General features: G+C 44.4%; 18 protein-coding genes. 5 read left to right on the forward strand and 13 right to left on the reverse strand.

Annotation, left to right across the window (positions count from 1 at the left end; all coding sequences use genetic code 11):
* Window positions 1-42 precede the first annotated feature (42 nt).
* The 7 genes from AC5ZC7_RS27770 to AC5ZC7_RS27800 form a co-directional block, all read right to left on the reverse strand.
* The gene (locus AC5ZC7_RS27770) at window positions 43-822 is read right to left on the reverse strand and encodes a hypothetical protein (RefSeq protein WP_496162297.1); all 780 of its coding nucleotides are present in this window, start codon (window positions 820-822) and stop codon (window positions 43-45) included.
* 85 nt (window positions 823-907) lie between these two features.
* Window positions 908-1,972 carry an AAA family ATPase gene (locus AC5ZC7_RS27775; protein WP_496162298.1) on the reverse strand — a complete coding sequence of 355 codons (1,065 nt, stop codon included), beginning with the start codon at window positions 1,970-1,972 and terminating at the stop codon, window positions 908-910.
* Between the two features lie 870 nt (window positions 1,973-2,842).
* Complete coding sequence (locus AC5ZC7_RS27780; protein WP_496162299.1) at window positions 2,843-3,409, reverse strand: DinB family protein; 567 nt, start codon at window positions 3,407-3,409, stop codon at window positions 2,843-2,845.
* A 571-nt stretch (window positions 3,410-3,980) separates the two neighbouring features.
* Window positions 3,981-5,063, reverse strand: a complete 1,083-nt coding sequence (locus AC5ZC7_RS27785; RefSeq protein WP_496162300.1) for a PA0069 family radical SAM protein — start codon at window positions 5,061-5,063, stop codon at window positions 3,981-3,983.
* A gap of 80 nt (window positions 5,064-5,143) precedes the next feature.
* Window positions 5,144-6,922 carry a MutS-related protein gene (locus tag AC5ZC7_RS27790; protein ID WP_496162301.1) on the reverse strand — a complete coding sequence of 593 codons (1,779 nt, stop codon included), beginning with the start codon at window positions 6,920-6,922 and terminating at the stop codon, window positions 5,144-5,146.
* Between the two features lie 103 nt (window positions 6,923-7,025).
* Window positions 7,026-8,456 carry a glycoside hydrolase family 125 protein gene (locus AC5ZC7_RS27795; protein WP_496162302.1) on the reverse strand — a complete coding sequence of 477 codons (1,431 nt, stop codon included), beginning with the start codon at window positions 8,454-8,456 and terminating at the stop codon, window positions 7,026-7,028.
* Window positions 8,457-8,651: 195 nt separating this feature from the next.
* The gene (locus AC5ZC7_RS27800) at window positions 8,652-11,081 is read right to left on the reverse strand and encodes a beta-propeller fold lactonase family protein (protein ID WP_496162303.1); all 2,430 of its coding nucleotides are present in this window, start codon (window positions 11,079-11,081) and stop codon (window positions 8,652-8,654) included.
* A gap of 195 nt (window positions 11,082-11,276) precedes the next feature.
* Here AC5ZC7_RS27800 and AC5ZC7_RS27805 point away from each other — a divergent pair, with 195 nt between their 5' ends.
* Together AC5ZC7_RS27805 and AC5ZC7_RS27810 are read left to right on the forward strand one after the other, a co-directional pair.
* Complete coding sequence (locus tag AC5ZC7_RS27805) at window positions 11,277-11,825, forward strand: transposase (protein ID WP_511911284.1); 549 nt, start codon at window positions 11,277-11,279, stop codon at window positions 11,823-11,825.
* Entirely contained in the window at window positions 11,813-12,643 is an 831-nt protein-coding gene (locus AC5ZC7_RS27810; RefSeq protein WP_511911597.1) for an IS3 family transposase, read from the forward strand. Before AC5ZC7_RS27805 ends, AC5ZC7_RS27810 begins: the two co-directional genes overlap by 13 nt.
* 129 nt (window positions 12,644-12,772) lie before the next feature.
* On the opposite strand, the gene AC5ZC7_RS27815 is transcribed toward AC5ZC7_RS27810, so the two are convergent.
* Both AC5ZC7_RS27815 and AC5ZC7_RS27820 read right to left on the reverse strand, forming a co-directional pair.
* A complete protein-coding gene (locus tag AC5ZC7_RS27815; RefSeq protein ID WP_496160684.1) occupies window positions 12,773-16,171 on the reverse strand; it encodes a methylmalonyl-CoA mutase family protein in 3,399 nt (1,132 codons plus the stop codon).
* A 714-nt stretch (window positions 16,172-16,885) separates the two neighbouring features.
* On the reverse strand, window positions 16,886-17,605 hold the full coding sequence (locus tag AC5ZC7_RS27820) for an NrtR DNA-binding winged helix domain-containing protein (protein WP_496160685.1): 720 nt from the start codon (window positions 17,603-17,605) through the stop codon (window positions 16,886-16,888).
* Between the two features lie 165 nt (window positions 17,606-17,770).
* Here AC5ZC7_RS27820 and ligA point away from each other — a divergent pair, with 165 nt between their 5' ends.
* Complete coding sequence (gene ligA, locus AC5ZC7_RS27825) at window positions 17,771-19,885, forward strand: NAD-dependent DNA ligase LigA (RefSeq protein WP_496160686.1); 2,115 nt, start codon at window positions 17,771-17,773, stop codon at window positions 19,883-19,885.
* A gap of 54 nt (window positions 19,886-19,939) precedes the next feature.
* Window positions 19,940-20,401 carry a deaminase gene (locus tag AC5ZC7_RS27830; protein ID WP_496160687.1) on the forward strand — a complete coding sequence of 154 codons (462 nt, stop codon included), beginning with the start codon at window positions 19,940-19,942 and terminating at the stop codon, window positions 20,399-20,401.
* Here AC5ZC7_RS27830 and AC5ZC7_RS27835 read toward each other — a convergent pair whose 3' ends face one another.
* The 3 genes from AC5ZC7_RS27835 to AC5ZC7_RS27845 all read right to left on the reverse strand — a co-directional run bounded on the left by AC5ZC7_RS27835 (window position 20,402) and on the right by AC5ZC7_RS27845 (window position 22,710).
* Window positions 20,402-21,331: an SPFH domain-containing protein gene (locus AC5ZC7_RS27835; protein WP_496160688.1), complete on the reverse strand. Its 930-nt coding sequence runs from the start codon at window positions 21,329-21,331 to the stop codon at window positions 20,402-20,404.
* Window positions 21,332-21,497: 166 nt separating this feature from the next.
* Entirely contained in the window at window positions 21,498-21,713 is a 216-nt protein-coding gene (locus AC5ZC7_RS27840; RefSeq protein ID WP_496160689.1) for a hypothetical protein, read from the reverse strand.
* Between the two features lie 292 nt (window positions 21,714-22,005).
* On the reverse strand, window positions 22,006-22,710 hold the full coding sequence (locus AC5ZC7_RS27845) for a LuxR C-terminal-related transcriptional regulator (RefSeq protein WP_496160690.1): 705 nt from the start codon (window positions 22,708-22,710) through the stop codon (window positions 22,006-22,008).
* 302 nt (window positions 22,711-23,012) lie between these two features.
* Between AC5ZC7_RS27845 and AC5ZC7_RS27850 the strand changes: the two genes are divergently transcribed.
* Complete coding sequence (locus AC5ZC7_RS27850; protein ID WP_496160691.1) at window positions 23,013-23,621, forward strand: Fe-Mn family superoxide dismutase; 609 nt, start codon at window positions 23,013-23,015, stop codon at window positions 23,619-23,621.
* A 120-nt stretch (window positions 23,622-23,741) separates the two neighbouring features.
* Here AC5ZC7_RS27850 and AC5ZC7_RS27855 read toward each other — a convergent pair whose 3' ends face one another.
* On the reverse strand, window positions 23,742-25,133 hold the full coding sequence (locus AC5ZC7_RS27855; RefSeq protein WP_496160692.1) for a Gfo/Idh/MocA family oxidoreductase: 1,392 nt from the start codon (window positions 25,131-25,133) through the stop codon (window positions 23,742-23,744).
* Window positions 25,134-25,250: the final 117 nt, after the last annotated feature.

The raw sequence follows: 25,250 nt of genomic DNA on the forward strand, positions 1-25,250 counted from the left end.
TCAAGCTATTGTATATGGACGTTTGATTTTTTTTCATGATGATTACTTTTTTAGGTTAACAAATATTTTTCCACCAATGCCTTCTTCTAAATCCTGTTTCATGAAGCTGTATGGCAACACATATCTGTCTACAAAAAAACTGTTCTTCCAGTCTTGCTTCCATTCTCTGCGATAGCCGTTATAACTTCCGTACAATAGTTTGTCCAATCGGGTTCTGAGGTCATACCCTTTCAGGAAGTTGTCTATTTCCTTCAGCCTGATCTCCAGCTCCGGTGCTTCTGCCCTCCGCTGCGTAACCATATTAGGTCCTACTTTTAATACAAAACGCCAGGGCTCTGTGAAAACATACTTCTTTACCGGCTTACCACTGTGCTTATCAATTTTTATCCGTTCCTCAAAACAGCGGATGGCACGTGAACTAAAATTCATTTTCCTGAACGCTACCTCTGTAGGCTGCTCCAATTGCTGCAGCTGATCAACATACCGCCATCTTCTCTTGTAGCGCTTACTTATTCTGAAGTTTTTCTCTGCACACCAGGTGGTTGTATTAATTTTATCAAGGATCTCCTGGTAAAATACGGCATCCTTACTTCTGGCTACGTCGTCTCTTAATACAAAGAAGCGGACATAACCGATCATTACAGGAGGAACCAATGCTACATAACCCCGATTCCAATAAGCATTACATAAAGCATCTTCTTCCCGGGACAGGCGCAGCAATGCTTTGTCCTGTTGCTTTTTGGCAGCACGCTTCCTTTGCCGTGCGGTTCTTACGCGGGACATTAACAGTATGTCAGATACTGCTGAAAATTCTTTCTTCATAATACATGTTTAAGTGTTCGTCAGAACACTTTCAACATGCTGATATAGATGGATAAATAGGTTCTTTGGTCAGTCATATTTTAGTTTATGCTGTTTCTTCTAATACTTCTCTTCTAAATCCAATCACGTGCTGTTTTCTTTCAAATGAAGGCTCGTGTTGGTTCGCAATTTCAGCAACCGTCATGGGTTTATTGATAACGCTGTCAAATCCCATGTGTTTCGATAACAGTTGCGCTTTTTCCACGGGCAACCGCTTAAATTCATATTTGGCAATTAAGCGGCCTTTGCGCAGCAAGGCACTGTCTATCGCAGATAAATCGCTGTTGAAAGAACATACTAATTGTATATTCAGACAGTCGGCCAGCAATCCATCCGACAGGTTGAGCAAATTAGATACGGATGAATTACCGGAGAATTTACGATCCATAATCACGTTCTCTGCATCTTCTATCACTACTACACAATTAGGATTATCTATCAGCAATTCCATGAATTCGGGGTTCATAATATTCGTTGCCAGATCCGGCGAAACAAATAACACCCGCTTCTTGATTCTGCCAATCAGGTACCGCAGATAAGTGGTTTTCCCCGTTCCCGGTAAACCATGGAGTAACACGATTCCTTTGTCTTTATCCTTCTTTAGCCGCTGCTGTATTACCTTATCTATCTCCTTAAAATCATCTTCATAAAACATTCCTATATCCAGGCGGGTACGCTTTATTTCCAGGCTTTTCAGCTCCAGTCCTTTGCGGCCACTGGTGATCAGGTTTATTTCATGTGGCTCCCTCCGTTGCTTCTCTTTGAAACGTGTAACCATGTCGGTTATTTCCGTTACAAATGCCGGCACGCTTCCATTGTGCAATATTTCGCACCAGGAGAGCCAAAACACTACTACGCAATTGTTATTCAACACCATCAGTGTTTGATTATGCTTGTACTTTTTCTTTTTGTTGTCATAATCAGTATAACGGTGCGTATGCGTAATCATGCTTTCATACTTTTTGATAAAAGCAGCGGCCGCTTTCTCGGTATCTACTTCGTAAATATTGTTGATATCCGGTATCGCATTAAAATACATGGTGTACACACCTCTCGGATCAAACTGCTCACCATCAGTGATATCGATATTATTATTAACAGTATATTTCATGTTTCGTTTTCTCTTTATGATGAATACTCCCGGCTGATAAAGATTTACCAGGGCACTCCGGCCCTGGGTAAATCCTGTTTATCATGGGGGTAAATTACAAGTTATCCTTTTGACAACCTGATTTGTTTGGGGGTTAATTGCAAACAGAGACGAAAAAAAATATCTTAAAAGGAGAAGAAAGCGGAGCAGGATTACTCCGCCTGCCTGTTTTTATATGTACCTCCTCAAATAATCTCTTTATTGCCAATAAAAAAACCCGGCCTGTTTTCACGGACCGGGTTACTAACGTTAACGTATATATTACGTTAAGACATACCTCGGCCATGTAGCATAGATTGCATCCATGCTATCCTTAAACCATTTACTGTGGCGGATCTGAACCCGTTCTGTGGTTATTGGCAAATTCATTATTACGATAAAACGATAACAAAAAAGCCCGGATCCAAGGACCCGGGCTTCTGTTATTTTTACAAATATTTATTAAATTACCTGTAAACATAAAACGCCCGGAACCCGCCACTGCCTTGCTCTCTGCAAGGAATTGCGTTGTCCATATATAGATTTAAGCGTTTCATTTTTATCAGTTTAATTTTTGTTTTATTATCAATTTTAACGATGCAAAGATAACAGCATATATTTTGATATTGCAAATTTTTAACAAAATATTTTCAAATATTTTTTCTATGCTTTATTTTCAGGCTGTGATTAGACTCGTCTACTTTCCTTTACTGTAGCGGATTTCAAGGCATCGCTATTTACATCAAACTATTCTTGTAATAAACTGTAGCAAAAAGCCGGAAGTATGCACACTTCCGGCTTAAATACCAATCGGGACTAACAAATACAGATGATGATGGTCGACCTTAAAAATTAAATCAATACCGCATTCTCTTCGTATTCCCTTTCCAGTCGTTGCATCTGACGAATATGCCGTTCGATGTGTTTGGTGAGGAAGTAGATGTATTGGTATATATCGAGTTTTCCCAGCTGGTTAACAGACATATTAGTGAATACGAGTACTCCTTCTCCATTTTTCAGGAGAGACAGGTTGTACATGCATTGTGCATATTGCTGTTTCAGGAGGGCTTTTACCTCTTGTATATTTTTAAACCCGGTAGGTTCCATATGTTCGGGTCTTACCCAACCAAAGGATTTACTACCGATAACGTCTATCTGGTCAAATTTGTCCTGGTAATCCGCCGGAATGATAACGGTATGGCCGGTCTTTTTACGTTCCAGCGCACGACGGGTACTTTTGTTAATGATCAGGAGCAGGAAATAATTGGTCAGCGTAATATGCTCCAATACTTCTCTGATGTTCCATTGATCGCGGTCTGGTTTGAAGTGCAGTAATGCCTGGTCTTTTTCAAACCATTGATCCAACTCCCTGAAATTGGTGAGTAAGGCCTCTCTTACAACTTGAATAACGTTTCTCATCATCTAACGTTTTTTGGGATTATGCACTTTGCTGTTTACTAGTAAAATGGGTTAGCGCATAACTTCATTTAAAAAATACATTGTTTGCCATCTTTATGCCAGATTTTCGCCACAAAAAAACCCGGCCGTATTTACGGACCGGGACTAAATAATGTAGAGGTTAAGCTCACACTACCGCATACCATGTCCGTATGGCTTTATTAAAGGCAAAGCCATCCCATTTGCACCAAGAGGTGCATTTTTTTGCATTACAGTTATCTTTTGAAATTCTGTCAATGTCGTCATTTCAGTACTGCTTCAAAAGCAAAAAGTCCCACACTTGTTCTAGTGCGGGACTTTTGTTTATATCGTTTGATAACTTTTTCTATCGTTAACAATCGGTGCAACATGCCCGCAATCTGGCCTTGACCTGCTTTTGTTTGCAGGCCATCGCTGAAATCTCGTATGTTGATATAAGTTGCACAGTTCTTTTTTGTTCTTGGAACAAAGATAATTTTTATTTTTTTTATTACACAAAAAAACACCTTACTTTTTTCCCAGACTTAACAATTAGTTTAAAGTGCAACTAAAATCAGAACAAAGTTAATTGTGCATTTGGCCTGCGAAACGCGTCTGTATTGAATTCGAAGCGTTCCTGGTTCATGCCGTTCTTTTTGGTATGTAATTTAAATTGTTGGCGGATGAGGTCTGCGATATTTCCATCTCCCCTCATTCTCCGCCCAAACTCGCTGTCATTGACCTGTCCGCCGTGCAGCCCTTCTACCATGTGCCATACTTTATCTGCCCGGTCCGGGAAGTTTTTATAGAGCCAGTCGTTGAAAATGATCTTCACCGCATCGTTAAGACGTACCACCGTATAACCGGCATACTTAGCCCCACTGGCCGCTGCCGCTTCCAGTAAGCGGGGAATTTCGTGGTCATTGAGTCCGGGGATAATAGGGGCCGTCATAACGCCAACGGGTATCCCAAGATCACTCAGCTCTTTCACCACTTTCAACCGCTGGGCGGCGGTAGCCGTACGAGGCTCCATTTTCTGCCGCAGGTCTTCCTGCAACGTGGTAATAGAAACGTATACGCATACCAGGTTTTCCTGGGCCAGCTGTTGCAACAGGTAGCGATCCCGCAGTACCAGTGAATTTTTAGTGATGATACCCACCGGCTGCTTATACTCCACCGCCACTTCCAGCAGTTGCCGGGTCAGCCACATCTTACGTTCTATGGGCTGATAGCAGTCGGTATTACCAGACAGGGAGATGGGCTTGGGTACCCAGTTCTTGTTGTCCAGGAACTTACGGAGCAACGCGGGGGCATTATGCTTTACAATGATTTTACGCTCAAAATCAAGACCAGCACTCAAACCCCAGAACTGGTGGGTATTGCGGGCATAGCAATAAATACAGCCATGCTCGCAGCCCTGGTAAGGGTTCATGGAGAACCACATCCCTACATCCGGGCTGTCCACTTTATTGACCAGCGTTTTGGCGTGTTCTTCAAATATCTGGGTGGGAACATCCGCCTGCCACCATTCGTCAATACCCTCAGCATGTTCCTGTGCATATTCATCCGTCAGATATTTATTCTTCGGATTGATCTGCGCCCCGCGGCCTTTGTAGTACTGAGGTGCTGGTTCTCCTTCCTGGAACGGCAACGTCATAACTAAATATTTTAGTAAAACTACTAAAATATTTAGTTATGACGTAAAATTTGTTTTATCCCCTAAAAGCGTAAAGGAAACTAGATGATTTCCATTTGCTTCATCAGGAAAGTGGCATTTTTATTACGCGCCACGCCCTCCCGGATGCGGTAATCGAAGTAAAGGTGGTTTTCCTGTATGGTGCTTTCGAAGCAGTAGTTGCGGATCTGGCCGGGATGAGCAGCTTCCAGCTGTCCCAGTTCCAGATCATGCGTGGCAATCATGCCCAGGCAGTTATATTGCAGGAAATGCTCAATCAGGCTACGGGAGCCGGATAATTTATCTTCCGAGTTGGTGCCTTTGAGTATTTCATCTAACAAAATAAATACCCGCTCTCCGGTTTTCAACTGGCGGATGATATGCTGCAGGCGCAATAGTTCCGCCTGGAAATACGACGTATGGCTGGCGATAGAATCCTTGATACGCATGGAAGTCATGATATGCATAGGACTAAACAGCAGGCGGTCGGCACATACCGGCGCCCCACACATGGCCATCAGCAGGTTAGCGCCTACGCTGCGCAGGAAGGTGCTTTTACCAGACATATTGGATCCGGTGATGATCAGGAAGCTGTCTTTCCGACCGGCACTGCCGTCGTTCTTCACGCATTCGCTGGCAGGAATCAATGGATGCCCCAGTGCAGTAGCTTCTAATATACGCTCTGCTTGCGGTTCCGGCCACGAGAACTGCGGATGATTATACGCATAGGTAGCCAGACTATTCCAGACTTCAAACCGGGTGATCACATCAAACCAGTTGGTGATATGCCCGGTGTGCTGTTGTTTCCAGCGCTCCAGGCGGAGTATACAGTGTAAATCATACAGCATTAACGAATTGAGCGCGATACCCACCAACAGGTTCAAACGCTGATCAAAGGCCCCACTTACTTTTGCCAACCCTTTCAATGCCCCATCTGCCTCTTTCGCAATATCCTGCTGCTCCCGCAATAAGCGGGCTTCCTTGAAATTACCTCCCTTGATGAGATGCAGCAAAATCGAAAACTTATCCAGTATACGTTCCTTATGAGACATCAATGTATACTGCGCCATGATCTCTTTTTGACTTATACCCAACAGGATCCAGTTAAATGCAATCATGATGGAAACAAAGTAATATTGCCCATTTGAAATGCCATACGCGAAAGCCGCCACTATCAGCGCCGGGCTTACCCATATAGCGATTTTCACGAACTTATTATTAATAAAGCGAAAAGGCATTTCCAGCCAGGCGACAATCTCCCTGCGATCACTTTCTTCTTCTTTGGCCAGTACCGCATTGGCAGTAAGCTGTTGCCGGAACTCCAGTTCTGGCGCCAACACCTTCAGCGCTTCCTGCGTATCCTGTATAGTAGCGATGTCTTTCAGCGGATTCCGTAAAGCCATTGCCAGTATTCGTTTACCAGATAGCGTACCTGTTCTGTTTACATGCTGAAATATAGATGCCGGCCCAAATACGTCCAGGTCACTGGTGAAATCATGTTTATCATCTGCGAATTCGTTCCCGTCTTCAAAGCCCGACTGCCACGTAGTAACCAGCTGTAACTCTTTCCGGTTCAATTCCAACAGGGTTTCAAACAATTGTAATTTTTGCAGTGCTTTTGTATAAAGGATCAACAGCCGCGCAAAGGCGATGACGCCCGCTATCCCCAGCACCAGCCAGGTGGCCGTCCATCCGTTGCGAACCAGCTGCACAATACTGGTGGCTACCACCAAAAAGCTGATTAACCGCGCCCAGGATAACAGGGAGGTTAAACTTTTTTCCTTCTTCATCGCTTCATCAAACTGTGCTATCCTTTGCTGGTAAATACTTGCTGCTACCATTACTACTTAGGTTTATTGAAAAAAAATCAGGGATTTCGTGATTTATGTTCACAATTTATTGAACATACCTCACAAAATCCCTGATTGAAGTTATCCGGATAAATTATGCGTATTGTCTTTTCAGCAGATCAGGATATTCCTCACTTACTTTCAGGATCAATTCACCAAACAACGTGTTCACCCAGGCGAACCATGCACGGGTGTATTTAGTTGGATCGTCTTTCTGATACGATTCATGAATAAAGCCGGTGCCACCATCGGTATTACGCAGCGTTTTGATACAGCCGGCTATTTCCTCCTTATCATGACTGGTTAATGCTCTCATAATAATACTCATTGGCCAGATGTAGTCAGTACCGGTATGCGGACTACCTACGCCATCACCATACTTGCCCCTGTAGAACCACGGCTGGAAGTTGCTCCATACAAAGTGGCGTGATGCCTGGTACAACGGATCATCGATACCGGTATAACCCAGGTAAGGGATCGACAACAGGCTCGGAACGTTGGTATCGTCCAGGAATAAACGGTTGCCGAAGCCATCTACCTCAAAGCCATACATCATGCCCAGCTTCGGATGCTCTACAATTGCATATGCTTTGATAGCGCGGTCTACTTCATCTGCCAGTGCAGTGCACTCTTTGGCGAAAGCAGCATCTTTATAAATGGTTTCGCTGATTTCTGCCAATTGACGCAGGGATACTACGGCAAACATATTGGAAGGAATCAGGAAAGGAAATACAGTGGCGTCATCAGAAGGACGGAAAACAGACACAATCAATCCTACCGGTGATATTGGGTTACCCCAGCCGCCATTGGCTACCGTATCCGATTGTACAGCAGAAACACGCTGGAATTTATAAGGACCAGGGCCGTCTTTACGTTGCTGTTCTTTAAATGTTTTTACGATTAACTGTGCGGCCTGTTTGTACTTTGCATCAAAAGGCGTGTTATCGCCACTGATTTTCCAGTAGTTATAAGACAGGCGTACCGGGTAGCACAGGGAGTCTATTTCCCATTTGCGCTCGTGCAGTTCCGGTTTCATTTGCGTCAGGTCCTTATCCCATTCGCTACCAGTTGGGCCTTCGTTGAAGGCATTTGCATATGGATCTATGAGGATACATTTCGTTTGGCGGTTAATCACCCCTACTACCATGTCTTTCAGTTTGGCATCCTCTTTTACCAGCGGCAGATAAGGCCATACCTGGGCAGAAGAGTCGCGCAACCACATGGCGTTGATATCGCCGGTGATGACAAAAGTATCCGGTTTGCCGTTCTCCGTTTTGAAACTTACGGTGGTATCAAGTGTATTTGGGAAGCAGTTTTCGAACAGCCAACCCAATTTGGTATCTGCAATCTGCGCTTTCACTTTCACAATGGTCTTCTCCACCGCTTCGCTGGTAAACTTCCGTTTTGCCAGCGGCGGGCGCTGGGAGGTATATCCAGTCCAGCCAAATACTGTTTTGGGCAGTCCCAGCCCAACAGCGCCTGCTACCAGGGCACCGCTTCTTAGAAAATCTCTCCTTGCAACCATAACGTTTTTGAATTTAGGAACCCCTAAAATAGAAAAGTTTCCGGTATTTGCTTAATCGATTTATCAAAAAGAGCGGAAAGCATAAAGCAAAAAGCTATTTAAGCGAATGATGGGATCGAGTATTTAAATACTTATCCGCTTTCATTATTCGCTTAAATAGCTTTTTGCTTTGCGCTTTATGCTTTATGCTCTTTATCAATCGTCGTCTTCATCTACTGCCTGCAGCTTCACGAAAGCACTTCGACGGGGGGCTGGCATCACAGCATGCTCTCCATGGATGGCCTTCCACACTACTTCATTCAATTCCAGGTCAGGTACCCGGTCTTCATGCGCCAGGTCGAAGCTGGCGGAACGACGTGCACTTTCATTCCAGGCCACATTTTTTTCGTTGATGTCAACTTGCGCAGGTAACACGGTGTAGGGCGTCAGATCCGGCGTAACGTTGAACAGTTCCCACATCGGCGCAGCTGCTGCATCATATTGACTCATAGGCGGCAAGCCTAATATTAACTCCATGGTACGCAACATACCCGAGGTAGAATACATGTTATGGCTAACACTGTTCCTTTTGATATAAGGACTAATTACATAAGCTGTAGAACGGTGTGCATCCACGTGATCCGGACCGTTCTGGGCATCATCTTCCAGGATGAAGATGGCGCTTTCCTTCCATATCTTGCTATGGGAGATGTAATCCACCACACGCCCAACCGCCAGATCGTTATCTGCCACGGCAGCATAAGGAGAATAGGCTCCCTTTCTCATACCGCTGGTATGGTCATTTCCCAAACGAATGCTGTTGAAATGAGGCACTGCATCAATAGCCAGTAAGGAATCAAAATCATGCTGCCAGAGTTCCTGCCGGAACACATCCTGGATACTGAGATCGAAAGAGGGGTAGGCTGTGCAGAAATTATTTTCGAGAGAAGAAAGCGTGGCCTTGCCCTTACCGGCAAATTCGCCATAGGTACGATAGCTCACACCGGCACGTTGACAATAATCCCAGATAAACCCTTTCCTGGGGTACGCTATTTTGCGACTTCCTTCGTAATCATAGGTACCTCCACGGCCACCATAACTGGTGGGCCAGGTCTTTTCCACATAATCGGTGGCATAGGCCGCCGTACTCCAGTTGTGGCCATCCGCGCTAACTTCTGCATCTACATAAAAATTATCCAATAACACAAAATCACGGGATATACGATGCTGATTAGGCGTAATGCGTTCGGGGAAAATACATAAGCTGCTATCACCATTACCACCTGACATATCTCCTAATACCTGGTCGTAGGTGCGATTTTCCTTGATGATGTAAAAAACATATTTGATGGGAGATGCTTGCCCGGCATTACGTGGAATAGGATTGCCGGCTTCCCCGGCAGCCGTGTTCTCTTTTGCTTTGGTATAGGGCGTATTTTCATATACCAATGCTGACCAACGATTCAGCAATGCTTCCCCTGGTTCATTAAAAACAGACAAGGTGCCTTTGAACAACCCGCCGATATATTGTACGGGTCTGTCTTTCCGTGTATTCGCCTGGTGCGATCCACTCTCTTCCTTTTTACTGATGGGATTGGGACCATCAGGGTTTGCCAGCGAAGTGAATCCTTTACCATTGGCCACCAATATCTTTTTGCCTACCACCCTTACACAGGTAGGATACCAGCCTACTGGTATAAATCCTTTAGACCTGCTTTTGCCCGGTATGCTCACATCAAAAACCGCCAGGCAGTTATTGTCCGCGTTAGCGATATACAGCTGTTTATTGTTGGCAGACAATGCCAATCCATTGGTAGTTGAGCCTGTCAGCGCATCCGGGTATAACGCCGTTTGCAATAGCTCTATCACTTTCTGATTTGCAGTATTGATAATCGCTACTGAGTTATCATTGGCATTGGCTACGTACAGGTACTTACCGTTAGCAGATAAAATCATTTCATTGGGGTGACTCCCCACGGGAATAGTACTACTTATTTTCCCGGCAGTAATATCATACACGGCTACGGCATCTCCTCCCCAGAGAGAAATATACAAGCGGTCTTTTTCTTTAGACAGTAGTACCGTATAGGCTTCTGCGGCTAAAGGAATATGCGAGATGACTTTATTTTGTTGCAGGTCAATCACATATAAGCTATTATCTTCCTTGGTAACTACGTATAGCCGATTACGTGAAGGATCGGCTACCATGCCGGTAGGACAGATTTTCCCCTTTGGCCAGCCAGGTCCTAACCGTATACTATCTGTTACCTGCAATTTGTTATTGCTGATACTGTATTGCCAGATCACATTATCATTACCACCTGAAGCATAGAGTTGCTGTTCATCTTTACTAAAAGCCAGTCCCAGCCAGGATTTAGGAATCGTTATTTCATCCAGCAGTTGCTCTTTTGCCACGGCTATCAGCTGAATAGTTTGACGGCTTTGCCCATTGTTGGTAACTGCCAGGTATTTACCGGAAGGTGATACTATCATATTCAACGGCAAATCACCCAATGGCAGTGAACGTCCCACTGGTGTCAATGCCCATCCATTGGGCAATGTGATACGTTTGGCTACGGTGTCTTTTACTTGTGCAGTTGCTTGCCAGCCCGCCAACATCATCAAAGCCAAAAGAATTCTTTTCATAGCGATTACGTTAAGTGAAGCTGTAAAAATAGGTTCCTCATAGCGTGGAAGACAGATGGGCGCCAAAAGGTAATACTAATATAACTTAAAGAGCTGAAAGCGGAAAGCAAAAAGCAAAAAGCTATTTGAGCGAATGATCAAAGCGGGTATTTTGAAATGCCCCCTAAAAGTTGGACACTTTTAGGGGGCATTTTTATGGCAGGAAAGATTAAATTCAGTTTAAACCAGAAGCTTCGAGCCGTGCAGGCCGTGCTTTCAGGTAAGGACCATATAGCATCAGTAGCTCGCAAGCTAGGAACGACCGATACATCGGTGCATCGGTGGTTACATCTTTATAAGTATCATGGTGTAGCCGGATTGAAACCTCGTGCGGGAGTGATTTATAGTGGTGAGTTTAAACTGGAGGTTATCCGAACAGTATTCAAAAAGCGATTATCTTTATTGCAGGCAGCGATGATATTCGGAGTCGCGCAAGATCATACTGTTGGTCTATGGTTAAAACAATATGAAGGTGAAGGGGCCATAGGTTTACTTAAAAGTAAACGAGGATCAAAAAAGAAGCAAATGGCAAAAAAGAGTAAATCCACAGAAGTAGCAACGGACCCGGATACGGCCAAACTAGCCGCTTTAGAAGCTGAGTTACAATACCTTCGAGCTGAAAATGCACTTTTAAAAAAGTTAAAGGCCTTAATTCAAAAAGAACAAGCCGGTCAAAGCAAACGGCAGAAGCCATCAGGGAATTAAGGCCGCTTTATCCATTAGATTTGCTGTTAAAAGCAGCGGATATGGCACGTAGTAGCTATTATTACAATTTGAAGTTATTAACCCAGCCTCAAAAGCATGCTGCATTGCAAACTGAGATAATGACCATTTACAATCGGCATAAAGGCAGATATGGCTATAGGCGAATAACAAGGGATATACGGCAATCGGGGAGATCTGTTAATCATAAGACGGTATTAAAAATCATGCGATCGGGTAATATTAAAAGCCTGGTCAGAATGAAGAAGTATAAGTCATATAAAGGAGAGCAGGGTAAAATAGCTCCTAATCTGCTAATGCGTGACTTCAATGCCGAAAAGCCTTACCAGAAGTGGGTCACAGATATAACAGTATTCTCTGTTGGGGGTAAAAAATTATATCTTTCTCCAATTATGGACCTGTATAATGGAGAAATAATGAGTTATAATATATCAGAACGGCCAACGTTTGGTCAAATTGTTGATATGCTGCAAAAAGCATTTTCCCGGCTACCGAAGAAAAGCAATTTGATATTACACTCTGACCAGGGTTGGCAGTATCAAATGAAGAAATATCAGACAATTCTTCGAGACAATAAGATCAAACAAAGTATGTCTGCAAAAGGAAATTGTCTGGACAATGCCGCTATGGAAAGCTTTTTCGCTATCCTCAAAACAGAACTATTTTATCTTGAAAATTTTGATTCGCTATCAGCTTTAAAGCAGGGGTTAATTGAATATATACACTATTATAACAACGATAGGATTAAATTAAAACTAAACGGCTTGAGCCCAGTTAAATACCGAACTCAAGCCGCATAACTTTTTAACATTTAAAAAAACGTCCAACCTTTAGGGTGCACTTCATTTATACGCTAAGATCATTCGCTCAAATAGCTTTTTGCTTTTTGCTTTCCGCTTTCTGCTTTCTGCTTTCTGCTTTCTGCTCCCCTACATATTTCTGCGGTATTGTCCGCCTACTTCGTAGAGTGCGTGAGTAATTTGTCCGAGAGAACAATGTTTCACTGTTTCCATCAGTTCTGCAAACAGGTTACCATTGGTAACGGCTACCTGTTGCAACTGCGTCAGTGCTGCAGCACTTTTTTGCTGATGCCTGTGCTGGAATGCTTCCAGGGTATGTATCTGGAATTCTTTTTCTTCGGTGGTAGAGCGAATTACTTCTGCCGGAATAATGGTAGGAGAACCATTTTTATTCAGGAAGGTATTTACGCCTACAATAGGGAATTCGCCGGTATGTTTCAGTGATTCATAGTACAGGCTTTCTTCCTGTATTTTATTACGCTGATACATTCTTTCCATAGCGCCTAATACGCCACCACGTTCAGTGATGCGGTTAAACTCATTGAGTACGGCTTCTTCCACCAGGTCTGTCAGTTCTTCGATGAAGAAGGCTCCCTGTACAGGGTTTTCGTTCTTAGCGGTACCCAATTCCCGGTTAATGATCAGCTGAATAGCCATTGCCCTTCTTACACTTTCTTCAGTAGGTGTGGTAATGGCTTCATCATAGGCGTTGGTGTGCAGGGAGTTACAGTTATCATAGATCGCATACAATGCCTGCAGTGTGGTGCGGATATCGTTGAAATCAATTTCCTGTGCGTGCAAGCTACGGCCGGATGTTTGGATATGATATTTCAGCTTCTGCGAGCGGTCGTTTCCTTTGTACTTATACTTGATAGCCTTGGCCCAGATACGACGGGCTACGCGGCCTATTACCGCATATTCAGGATCCATCCCATTGCTGAAGAAGAACGACAGGTTAGGTGCAAAGTCATCGATATTCATACCACGACTCAGGTAGTATTCTACATAAGTAAATCCATTTGCCAGTGTAAAGGCCAGCTGTGTAATCGGATTAGCGCCTGCTTCCGCAATGTGGTAGCCGGAAATGCTCACTGAGTAGAAGTTACGCACCTTTTCGGTGATGAAATATTCCTGTACATCGCCCATTAATTTGAGGGCAAATTCTGTAGAGAAGATGCAGGTGTTCTGTGCCTGGTCTTCTTTCAGGATATCGGCTTGTACCGTACCACGCACAGTGCTCAGTGCATGGGCTTTTATTTTTTCATAGACATCCCGATCCAGCACTTCTTCGCCGGATATACCGAGCAGTTGAAGGCCCAGGCCGTCGTTACCTGCTGGCAGGTCGCCGCTATAATGTGGCAGGGGATGATCTTTGAATTTTGTTTTGATCAGGGCCTGTACCTTTTCGGTGAGACCATTTTCCCTGATATATTTTTCGCACTGCTGATCAATGGCGGCATTCATAAAAAATGCCAGCAATATTGGCGCCGGGCCGTTGATCGTCATGGACACAGAGGTCTTCGGATCACAAAGGTCAAAGCCGCTGTATAGCTTTTTGGCATCGTCTACGGTAGCGATGCTCACACCGGAGTTACCTACTTTACCGTAGATATCTGGTCTTACTGCAGGATCTTCGCCGTAGAGCGTCACGCTGTCAAATGCAGTAGACAAGCGCTTTGCCGGCTGATCCAGTGATACGTAGTGGAAACGTTTATTGGTTCTTTCCGGACCACCTTCTCCCGCAAACATACGGGTAGGATCTTCCCCTTCTCTTTTCAGTGGGAATACACCGGCTGCATAAGGGAATTCTCCGGGCAGGTTTTCGGTGAGCTGCCAACGCAGGATATCACCCCAATCTTTATACTTTGGTAAACTCACCTTTGGAATTCTGCTATGACTGAGGCTTTCAGAGAAGAGAGGCAATTTAATCACCTTGTCTCTTACCTGGAACTCATAGAAGTCTGCGGTATATTTTTGTTGCAGTGCCGGCCATTCGTCCACCAGCTTTTTGCATTCAGGATGCAGTGCTTTTTCGAGGTGGGCTTTAACATCCGCCAGCGAGTCCGCCAGTTGCGGTTGTAAGGCGATAACGCCTACCACCTGGTACAGCTGACTGGCAATTTTACATTGCTCGTCTGTAAATTGGCTGTAATCACCAATGGCTTCTGCTATCTCGGCGAGGTAACGTACCCTTGCCGGTGGAATGATCTGTGATTTGGTAGAAGTAGATTTCACGCTTTCGTGTGCCATCGGCCCAAAACTGGCGCCGGTTTTCTCTTCTACTTTTTCCATCACTCTTTCAAACAACAGGTTAATACCCGGGTCATTGAACTGTGAAGCAATGGAGCCTACCACTGGCAGGGAGTCTTCTTTGGCATCCCAAAGACTGTGGTTGCGTTTATATTGTTTGCGTACATCGTGCAAAGCATCGAGTGCACCGGCTTTGTCGAATTTGTTGATGGCAATTACATCAGCATAGTCCAGCATGTTGATCTTTTCCAGCTGGGAGGCGGCGCCATATTCTGGTGTCATCACATAGAGGGATACATCGCAGTAGTCGGTGATAGCGGTATCGCTTTGACCAATACCGGATGTTTCCAGGATGATGAAGTCGAAGGCAGCTAGTTTACAGATGTCGATGGCTTCCTGTATATGTTCGCTGATGGCTTTATCGCTTTCACGGGTAGCCAGGGAGCGCATGTAAGCACGTGGGTGATGGATGGAGTTCATGCGGATACGGTCGCCCAGCAAAGCACCTCCTGTCTTCTTTTTAGAGGGGTCTACGGAAATCACCGCTACCGTTTTATCCTTTGTATGATTCAGGTACCGGCGTACCAGTTCATCCGTAACACTACTTTTACCAGCGCCGCCGGTACCGGTAATTCCCAGTACGGGTGATTTTTCCGGGTTAGCGGTGGTATGGGTGATATGTGTTTCGCCTTCATTTACGGTAACGGCTGTTCTGGCTTTCAGGCCTTTGAGCAGGGCTACCGGCATATCGTTTTCAGCCAGACTGATCGACCTGGCAATCACTTTCGGGTTCTTCTCTTTTTTCAGTTGCGGGATATCTTCTACTTCGCCGCCTGAGGTAAGTGGTTTCACAGCAATATCGCACTGGCTGATCAGGTCTTCTATCATGCCTTCGAGGCCCATCTGCCGGCCGTCGTCCGGGGAATAAAGCCGGGCAATGCCATAAGCATGCAGCTCCGCAATTTCCACTGGCAGGATGGTACCGCCACCGCCGCCAAAGATTTTAATATGACCGCAGCCTTTTTGCAACAGCAAATCATACATATACTTGAAGAACTCTACGTGTCCACCCTGGTAGGAGGTTACCGCGATGCCCTGTGCATCTTCCTCTATAGCACAGTCTACAATTTCTGCAGCGGAGCGGTTATGCCCCAGGTGAATCACCTCGGCGCCCTTTGCCTGCATAATGCGACGCATAATATTAATGGCCGCGTCATGACCATCGAATAAAGCAGCTGCTGTTACAATACGAACCTTATGTTGCGGTGTATAAGACATAGATTGTGTTTTGTTTGAGAATTACGAATTACGAATTACGAATTACGGATTTGCGCGTAGACAGCCCCTAAGATCATCTGCTACTATTTACCCACCAATCCGTAATTCGTAATTTGTAATTCGTAATTCTTTTTTTGCAAGTTACGGAAAAACCAGCTGAACTGCCGGCATAGCGCGGGTTTCCCCAGAAATAGAATTGATTAAACGAGTTCCTGTTCCTGTTGCAAAATTTTTAACCGATCCCGAAATCGCTTAGTATTTCCCTAAAACAACTTTCCCCTGTACAAAGCCTGTACAAGGGAAAGCGTAAAGTAAGACACAAGGCAGTAATGCTTAGCAGTCTTATGATTCATAACGTGGAACTATAAAATCAAACTATTGATTAATGATTTTGTAGTTGGTAAATCTCAATTAGTGGAATTTCTACATACAATAAAATACTGTGAAAAAATCTTTGCGCGATTCGTCTTGAATTTTGGTTTTCTATCCTGAATTTAAGTCGTTTTCTAGGATGTGTATATCTTACACAATCTTAATTAAAATTTTGTTAAAAACAAACTTTTTTTGCTTTCCGGTAGAAAATTAACCTTGCAATTTTACAGCAGGGCACAGGAAGCTAAACCCTTATTGGTAAAGGATTTCATTTTTATATTAATTAGCAGAAATACGGTAAAAGGGGAACAGATAGGCTAAAAAAGTACCACCATAGGGATATTAGAAGCCAATACCCAGGTAACGCTTCTTACGCTGCTCGTATTTATCGAAATTAAATTTGTAGAGCTTGGCAGGACGGTGCGGTACATCTTCCTCTTCTTCATTTAAATCCATCAGTAAATCCATGGATAAAAACTTCTTCCGGAAGTTGCGGCGATCCAGCTCCATATCCAATATGGCTTCATAGAGGTTTTGCAATTCACGCAGGGAAAACTTACGGGGTAACAGGTTAAAGCCGATAGGCTGTACCAGCACCTGTTGCTTCAGGCGCTCATGGCAGGTATCCAATATCTGTTTATGATCAAACGCCATCTCCTGCAGTTCTTTCACGCTGTGCCAGTGCAGTTCATTGTTATGCAGCTTCAGTTCTACATGCTCTATATTCACGAGCGAGTAATAAGCCACCGTAATCACTCTCCCGGCAGGGTGTCGCTGAATAGCACCAAAGGTTTGCACCTGCTCCATATACACATCATCCAGGCCTGTTCGGGCTTTCAATACCCGGTAAGCGGCTTCGTCCAGCTCTTCATCCGGCCGTACAATATCGCCCAGCAGCGACCATTTACCCTTGAACTCTTTGAGATCCGACTCAATCAACAATACCTTCAGCTCATCGTTGTTAAAGCCGAAGATGACGCAGTCTACAGATATGGCTACTTTGAAGTAATCCTGTATTTCTACAAGATGTGTATTGATGTTCTTGGTGTACATAGACATCATAAGGAACGTGGAATTACAGTAAAACGCAGTTAATTATGTTCACGTAGAATTATCATCAAATGAAAGAAAAAAATATCACATTTAAAACAAAAACGGCTGAATTTTTTGCAGACACATTCCTAACCTGAAAGATAAGTTTAAATTTACGGTTCAGTTTCACATATTATGTACACAAAGGAGATAGAAATAACCCTGGCGCAGCTGGCCAAAGATTTGCTCAGCAGCTTACAACAGCAACAGCTGTTGCAATCCATTGATGAAACCCTGGACGCACTTCGCCGCGTAATCAGTTATAACGACTGGCGTTACTACGTACAAAGTGAACCCGTAATCAGCGATTACGAATATGATCAGCTGTTTGCCTGGCTGAAAAAACTGGAACAGGAGCACCCGGACCTGATCACGGCCGACTCCCCCACCCAACGTGTGGCCAAAGGCCTCACCAAAGAATTTATTACCGTACCACACCTGGTACCGATGCTCAGCCTGGAAAACTCCTACAATGCAGATGATCTGTTGGACTGGGACCGTAAAGCCCGGGAAGCTTCCGGCCTGGCTGAAATAGAATACTGTATTGAGCCCAAATTCGATGGCGCCAGTATTTCTCTCATCTATGAAGACGACCAGCTCACCCGCGGCGCTACCCGCGGCGATGGTGTAGCAGGAGAAGATATAACCACCAACATTAAGCAAATCCGCTCTATTCCACTGTCTGCCCAATTCTCTAAATATGGCATTCACCAGATAGAAATCCGTGGAGAAGTGCTGATCAATAAAAACACTTTTGCTGCCTTCAACGAGAAACGTATTGCTGAAAACCTGCCACCACTGGCTAATCCACGCAATGCCGCCTCCGGATCTCTCCGGATGGTAGATCCCAATGAAGTAGCCAAACGTGGACTGGAAGCCTTTTTATATCATATGAGCTTCCATACCATGAATCCCGGGCAAACAGAACCCGCTGCACTCACCACGCATAGTGGTACCCTGGAGCTGCTGTCTACACTCGGTTTCAGAAGCCCCGCCAAAGAAAAGAAAGTAGTGAAAGGTATACAGGCGGTGATTGATCACTGTCTCTGGTTTGAAAATGAACGCGACAACCTGCCCTATGAAATAGATGGCATGGTAGTCAAGGTAAATGACTATACCCTGCAGGATAAACTAGGTATGACTACCCACCATCCCCGCTGGGCCATTGCTTATAAATTCAAAGCCCGACAAGCTACCAGCAAGCTTCGGGCCGTTGAATTCCAGGTGGGCCGCACCGGCTCTATTACGCCAGTAGCCAAAATTGATCCGGTGCCTATTGGTGGCGTTACCGTAGGCTCTATTTCCCTGTTTAATGAAGAAGTGATTAAGGAGAAAGACCTGAAACTGGGAGATATGGTGTTGGTAGAAAGAGCAGGAGATGTGATTCCCTACATTGTAAAATCTGTTGCCGATTTAAGAGACGGCAGCGAACAGGATATCGTGTTCCCTACTCACTGCCCGGTATGTCATGACAAGCTCGTAAAGCCAGCAGAGGAAAGCGTTTGGCGCTGTACCAATATTAACTGTGAAGCACAGGTGGTAGAAAGAATGATCCACTTTGTAAGCAAAGATGCCATGGATATTAAAAGCTTTGGCGAAAGCAATGTGCGCAAATTCTTTTCATTAGGACTGCTAAAAGAAATCCCCGGTATTTATGAACTCGATTTCGAAAAAATCGGGCAGCTAGAAGGTTTTGGAAAGAAATCCCTGACCAACCTGGAAACCGCTATCGAACAGTCTAAAACGCAACCGCTGCACCGTTTGATCTTTGGGTTGGGTATTCGTTATGTAGGTGAAACTACGGCTAAAACGCTGGCCAACGCCGTTACACATATCATGGATTTGCAGAACTGGACAGAAGAACAAATCCTCGCGCTGGAAGACATAGGCCCTAAAGTAGCAGGTTCTATCCGGAGTTTCTTTGCCAATGCCGATAACATCGCCATGCTGGACAAGCTGGCAGCGTTGGGCATTAACATGGAAAACACCAAAAAGTCATCTACCGAATCCGGTAACCTGAGTGGACAAACCTTCCTCTTTACCGGCACCCTGCACAAGCTGAAACGCAGTGATGCAGAGGAGTTGGTAGAAAAAGAAGGCGGCAAAATAGTTAGTGGTGTAAGCAGCAAACTCAACTACCTGGTAGTAGGGGAAGAAGCCGGCAGCAAACTGGAAAAAGCCAAAAAAATCAATACCATTAAAATATTGACAGAAGAGGAATTCATTCAGCTCCTGAATATTACCATCTAACTTAGTATAACAAATCGCCATTAGCCTTTAGTTACTTCAATGAACTAAAAGCTAATGGCTAAAAGCCAACAGCTATATATGACCGATGAACATTTTATGCGGCAGGCGTTGCAGGAAGCACGCAAAGCCTTTGAAGACGGGGAAGTACCTATTGGTGCCGTGGTAGTATTGAACAACCGCATCATTGGCCGTGGATATAATCACGTAGAAAGATTAAATGATTGTACGGCGCATGCAGAAATGATTGCACTAACCGCAGCCTTTAATACACTGGGTAGTAAATATTTGATGGAAGCTACATTGTATGTAACGGTAGAGCCTTGCCTGATGTGCGCGGGCGCCCTTTACTGGAGCAAGATTGGCAGGATTGTATATGCGGCGGCAGATGATAAGAACAGCTACCGGAGAGCTACCGGAGACCGGTCCCCGTTTCATCCTAAAACGAAACTGGAAGCCGGTCCGTGCAGCGAAGAAAGCTTACAGTTAATGAAAACTTTCTTTGAACAAAGAAGATAATTATTTCTTGTTGGAATCCATCAGTTTATTCATACCCATCATTTGCTTCATGGTATGATCCATTCCTTCAGAAGAGCCATCCAGGAAGATGACGTTTCCTTTTGAGTTTTCAGCGAAGTGCTTGATGGCTTCCGTCCACATGGAAAAGAGGATCACAGAGGTATCGAGATTGGCTTGCTGCATTTCTTTAGCGGCCATGCTCATACCTTTGGCTACTTCTTCCCGGAACAATGCCACGCCCATACCGCGCAGCTGAGCGGCCTGGCGCTCTGCTTCGGCGGCAATTTTGATAGCATTACCATCTGCTTCGGCGGCTTTGGTTTTGGTGATCAGTAATGCCTGTCCTTCGTTTTCCGCAGCGGCTTTCAGGTTGTTTGATGCTACTACCTGCGCCATGGATTTCATGATCACTTCATCAAACGTAATATCATTCATTTGTAGATCGAGCAGGTGGAAACCCCATTCCTCCAGGGTTTTATCGATCTGTTCTTTTACGTGTTCGGTGATATCTTTACGCAGGCCCAGTACTTCCGCCTGTCTTTTAGTAGCCACAAATCCGCGGATAGAGCCTTCAATAGTGCGTACCAGCGCCTGCATGAAGCTTCTTTCATCCATAAATTTGAAAGCCACATTTTTGATCGTTTCTTCCTGTTGATTCCATACGGCATATAACAGCATTGCCTTGAAATAAACGTTGGCCTGATCAATGGTAATTGCCTGGAATTCCAGTTCTACTGAACGGTTTTGGATAGATACCCTTTTAAATACTTTTTCAATCACCGGGATTTTGAAGTTAAGGCCGGGAAATAATACCCGGTTGTATTTTCCAAAGATGGTGGTCACAGCAATGTTTCCCTGTTGTACGGTCACAAAGCACGACATGACGACTGCGAACAGCAGTATCAGAACAATAAGCAAGTACACGTTCATAGTATATTTGTTTAGATAGGATTTGAACTAGTAAATATACTGAATTAAATGGAGCTAATTGCGGAAAGCAGGAAAGCTAAAGCAGGAAGAAGAAAAATAACAATGGATGAAAGCTGAGCTTAAAAACACAACGAATGAATATTAAAAAAGCTTAGGCAGTAATCCTTTATATTCTTTGTTTTCTTCTGAAGTAGATAAATACATCATCCAGTTCTATTTGCTTTAACTGATAGGCGAGCCTTGTTCGAAGGTCTTCTGTTTCATCTTTTATTTTCCTGTACTGGTCTTTCAGGATTTCATAACGAGCTACAATTTCTTCAGCAGAGGCAGTTTCTGCCAGTTCCAAAATAGAATATGCTCTTTCCTCGGTTATCATAGTCATAGGGGGTATTTCGGCTAGTTATCATACGGGATGTTTCTCACAAACACGCGTAATATTTAATTCACAAAATTAGTGGACTTTAAAAGACGAGCAAATACCCAAGCTTGGGTATTTTTGAAAAATTTAGCAAATTTTAGCAAAAATCTTTTTAACAATTCTTTAAGCCAGTCGCTGGTTTGCAGGAAAGTGCAATTTAGAATGCTGACTGCTATTCCTCGCAGTTAAACGAAATAAGTGACATGCTTTCGTTGGAAAGCCAGGTTAAATACTGATACTATCTTCTCTCTGCTATTTATTCAAAACCAATCTTACGTGCAATGGTGACCAATTCAGAAGTATTACGCACCTTCAGTTTCAGGCGGATATTTTTACGGTGTGTTTCCACCGTATAACGGCTAAGGTTCAACGAATGGGCAATCTCCTTGTTATTAAGCCCTTTCACCGCCATGGCCAGTACATCTTTTTCCCTGGGTGTGAGTTTATTGAACAGTGTTTCATTTTGCCGGCGCAGAATGGCACTCAATGCTTCCGACAGTTGTACATTGGTATCGATAGCATCCGTGAGGTCCAGGAAAGCGCAAAGGATTTCTACTACTCTCCCATTTTTATCATGCGTAAACGGCACTTCTAACCCCAGCAACCAGCTGTAGTCTATTTCTCCTTTCTTACGTATGCGGGCAAGGCCGCCAAATTGTGCCTTGTTATTAATGAATGATTGCTGCGCTACAGCCGCCAGTTTAAAATCATCCGGGTGCATGATGTGCCGGAAAAACTCCATGCCCATTCCTGCCATTTCTTCGGAAGAGAAACCAACCGTTGCCGCCAGGCGGTCATTGCACCAGGTAACAGATTTATTGTTGTTATCATAGCTGTAAATCATCGCGGGAACATGATGGATAACGCTTTCCAGCCAGTGAATACGATTTCTTAACAACTCATTTTCCTTTTGTAAGGCATTGAGGGAAAAATTTTGCCCTGAGTCTGAGCCTGTCTGCATACTATAAGTTTTAAACAAACAATAGGTAAACAACAATCAAGCACACACGAAATATGCCTATATGTTACGTCCTGTTAAACCTGGTATCCGTAAATATAAAATAATTTTCCATATGATCAAGTCCTGCTATTAGCTGATTTCGTGATTTTCCAGTTTGCGTATTGGGTTTTACCGGTTTAAATCCATTAGGCAAACTAAATATCTAAATAACTAAATAATTAAATGTCTAAATTTTAACGGATTGGCAGTAAATTTGGCGACTATCAAGAAATCATATTTTAAAACCCATAAAAAATTGAGTTATGGCATTTACACTTCCGAGCTTACCATACGCAACTGACGCGTTAGAGCCGCATTTCGATAAACTTACTATGGAAATTCACCACGGTAAGCACCACCAGGCTTATGTAGACAATCTGAACAAAGCAATTGCAGGTACCGAAAATGAGAACAAATCACTGGAAGAGCTGGTAGCTAACGCTGGCAAAATCAGCCCTGCAGTCAGAAACAATGGCGGTGGCCACTGGAATCACAGTTTCTTCTGGACCAGCCTTGCTCCTAACGCAGGTGGCGCTCCAACCGGTAAACTGTCAGATGCTATCAACAGCGCCTTTGGTTCCTTTGAAGCATTCCAGGAAAAATTCAGCACCGCCGGCGCTACCCGCTTCGGTTCCGGCTGGGCATGGTTGCTGATTAAAGACGGCAAACTGGAAGTGTCTTCCACTCCTAACCAGGATAATCCCCTGATGGATGTTGCAGAAGTAAAAGGTACTCCTATCCTCGGTGTAGACGTATGGGAACATGCTTACTACCTGAAATACCAGAACCGTCGTCCGGAATACCTGAAAGCATTCTGGAACGTTGTTGACTGGAACGCTATCAGCAAACGCTTCGAAGCAGCAGCTAAATAAGCGGAAAGCATAAAGCGAAAAGCATAAAGCTATTGTGTACGAGATATAAGCGGATCTACGCTTTACGCTACTACACAATAGCTTTATGCTTTTCGCTTTATGCTTTCAGCTTACCCGGATCTAGGCTTTCACTTTCAGTGTTTCCGGATCCCAGTGGATAATCTTATTTTCAAAATAGCTTTCATTGCACAGTAATGCGGGTGCTGCGGCACGGAAACCAAAGGTTGGATTCTCTGCTACTTTACCACCGGTACGCATGGCGTTAAACAGGTTGTAGAAGTGATCAAAGTGAGCGCCTTTATAGCCTTTCTCTGCCTCATACACCATTTTCTCCTGTGGCAGAATTTCCGCACGGTTGTATACATACGTTTTACCACCCGCGTTATTAGCGGCTGCATTCGCTGCTGCCAACGGATCATTCTCATCTACATGCTCGCTGTTGCGATATACGGTTACTCTATCCCACTCTACGGTCATAGAGCCTTCGCTACCCACCATACGCAGGTAATTGGTGCCACCGGTACCATCTACAAAGTTCACACGGAGTGATAAGTTAAAGGCAGGATGTATCGCTGTTTCAGGATAATCAAACATACCCAGCATTACATCCGGTACTTCCCTGCCATCTTTCCAGTAACGTAAACCGCCGGTAGCCATGATCTTATTAGGACCGAGGGAGCCGGTTACCAGGTGAAGACTGGAAAACAGGTGTACGAATAAGTCGCCGGAAACACCGGTACCATAATCTTTGTAATTACGCCAGCGGAAGAAACGTAATGGGTCAAAAGCGCGTTTGGGCGCGTTTTTGAGGTAAGTGTCCCAATCTACGGTTTTAGTGGATGCATCCGCCGGAATAGGGTATTGCCATGCACCGGTAGGCGACATACGTGCCCAGAAGCCTTCTGCATAGTTCAGTTTACCAATGGCGCCATCTTTCAGGAGTTGTCTTGCCTTTTCATTTCCCAAAGAACTCATCCCCTGGCTGCCTACCTGGTATACTACTTTCCCGTTACGTGCCTGTGCTTCCACTACTGCCGGTCCTTCCGTGATATCATGTACCATCGGCTTTTCGCAATACACAGATTTGCCCTTATTCATGGCGGCTACCGAAATTTCCTTGTGCCAGAAATCCGGTACTGCAATGATAACGGCATCAATATCTTTACGATCCAGGATATCCTGGTAACTACGGGTAGTATATATATCGTTACCCCATTTCTTTTTCGCATCTGCCAACCGGCCGTCATACAAATCACAGGCGGCTATCAGTTTTACACCAGGCACGGTGATCGCAGTATTTGCATCTGCGGTACCCATATTACCTGCACCTATCAGCGCAATCTGAATCTGGTCGTTTGCACTGTACCTTTCCCTCAACCGGGAAAGCGACTGAATATTTCTTTGTCTATCCGCAGCAGTCAGAATACTGGGTAGCAGTGACGCGCCTACTACACCTTTGGCAAATTTGCTAAGAAAGCTCCGGCGAGAGTCTTCATTGGAATTTACTGGCATGATTGAACCCTTTTTTCGGTTGTAAATGATAACTGTTTCTTATTCACTGAGACTCTCAAAATAAAGACAATAAACCGGAATTCATAATTTATGTAAAAAACACAGCCACGCCAGCAT

The sequence above is a fragment of the Chitinophaga sp. 9-1-y genome (genome assembly GCF_059511905.2).

Bases quoted from the DNA above. Each gene is read 5' to 3' on its own strand.
- AC5ZC7_RS27770 (WP_496162297.1), bottom strand. From the start codon at position 822: ATGAAGAAAGAATTTTCAGCAGTATCTGACATACTGTTAATGTCCCGC.
- AC5ZC7_RS27775 (WP_496162298.1), bottom strand. From the start codon at position 1,972: ATGAAATATACTGTTAATAATAATATCGATATCACTGATGGTGAGCAG.
- AC5ZC7_RS27780 (WP_496162299.1), bottom strand. From the start codon at position 3,409: ATGAGAAACGTTATTCAAGTTGTAAGAGAGGCCTTACTCACCAATTTC.
- AC5ZC7_RS27785 (WP_496162300.1), bottom strand. From the start codon at position 5,063: ATGACGTTGCCGTTCCAGGAAGGAGAACCAGCACCTCAGTACTACAAA.
- AC5ZC7_RS27790 (WP_496162301.1), bottom strand. From the start codon at position 6,922: ATGGTAGCAGCAAGTATTTACCAGCAAAGGATAGCACAGTTTGATGAA.
- AC5ZC7_RS27795 (WP_496162302.1), bottom strand. From the start codon at position 8,456: ATGGTTGCAAGGAGAGATTTTCTAAGAAGCGGTGCCCTGGTAGCAGGC.
- AC5ZC7_RS27800 (WP_496162303.1), bottom strand. From the start codon at position 11,081: ATGAAAAGAATTCTTTTGGCTTTGATGATGTTGGCGGGCTGGCAAGCA.
- AC5ZC7_RS27805 (WP_511911284.1), top strand. From the start codon at position 11,277: ATGGCAGGAAAGATTAAATTCAGTTTAAACCAGAAGCTTCGAGCCGTG.
- AC5ZC7_RS27815 (WP_496160684.1), bottom strand. From the start codon at position 16,171: ATGTCTTATACACCGCAACATAAGGTTCGTATTGTAACAGCAGCTGCT.
- AC5ZC7_RS27820 (WP_496160685.1), bottom strand. From the start codon at position 17,605: ATGATGTCTATGTACACCAAGAACATCAATACACATCTTGTAGAAATA.
- ligA (WP_496160686.1), top strand. From the start codon at position 17,771: ATGTACACAAAGGAGATAGAAATAACCCTGGCGCAGCTGGCCAAAGAT.
- AC5ZC7_RS27830 (WP_496160687.1), top strand. From the start codon at position 19,940: ATGGCTAAAAGCCAACAGCTATATATGACCGATGAACATTTTATGCGG.
- AC5ZC7_RS27835 (WP_496160688.1), bottom strand. From the start codon at position 21,331: ATGAACGTGTACTTGCTTATTGTTCTGATACTGCTGTTCGCAGTCGTC.
- AC5ZC7_RS27840 (WP_496160689.1), bottom strand. From the start codon at position 21,713: ATGACTATGATAACCGAGGAAAGAGCATATTCTATTTTGGAACTGGCA.
- AC5ZC7_RS27845 (WP_496160690.1), bottom strand. From the start codon at position 22,710: ATGCAGACAGGCTCAGACTCAGGGCAAAATTTTTCCCTCAATGCCTTA.
- AC5ZC7_RS27850 (WP_496160691.1), top strand. From the start codon at position 23,013: ATGGCATTTACACTTCCGAGCTTACCATACGCAACTGACGCGTTAGAG.
- AC5ZC7_RS27855 (WP_496160692.1), bottom strand. From the start codon at position 25,133: ATGCCAGTAAATTCCAATGAAGACTCTCGCCGGAGCTTTCTTAGCAAA.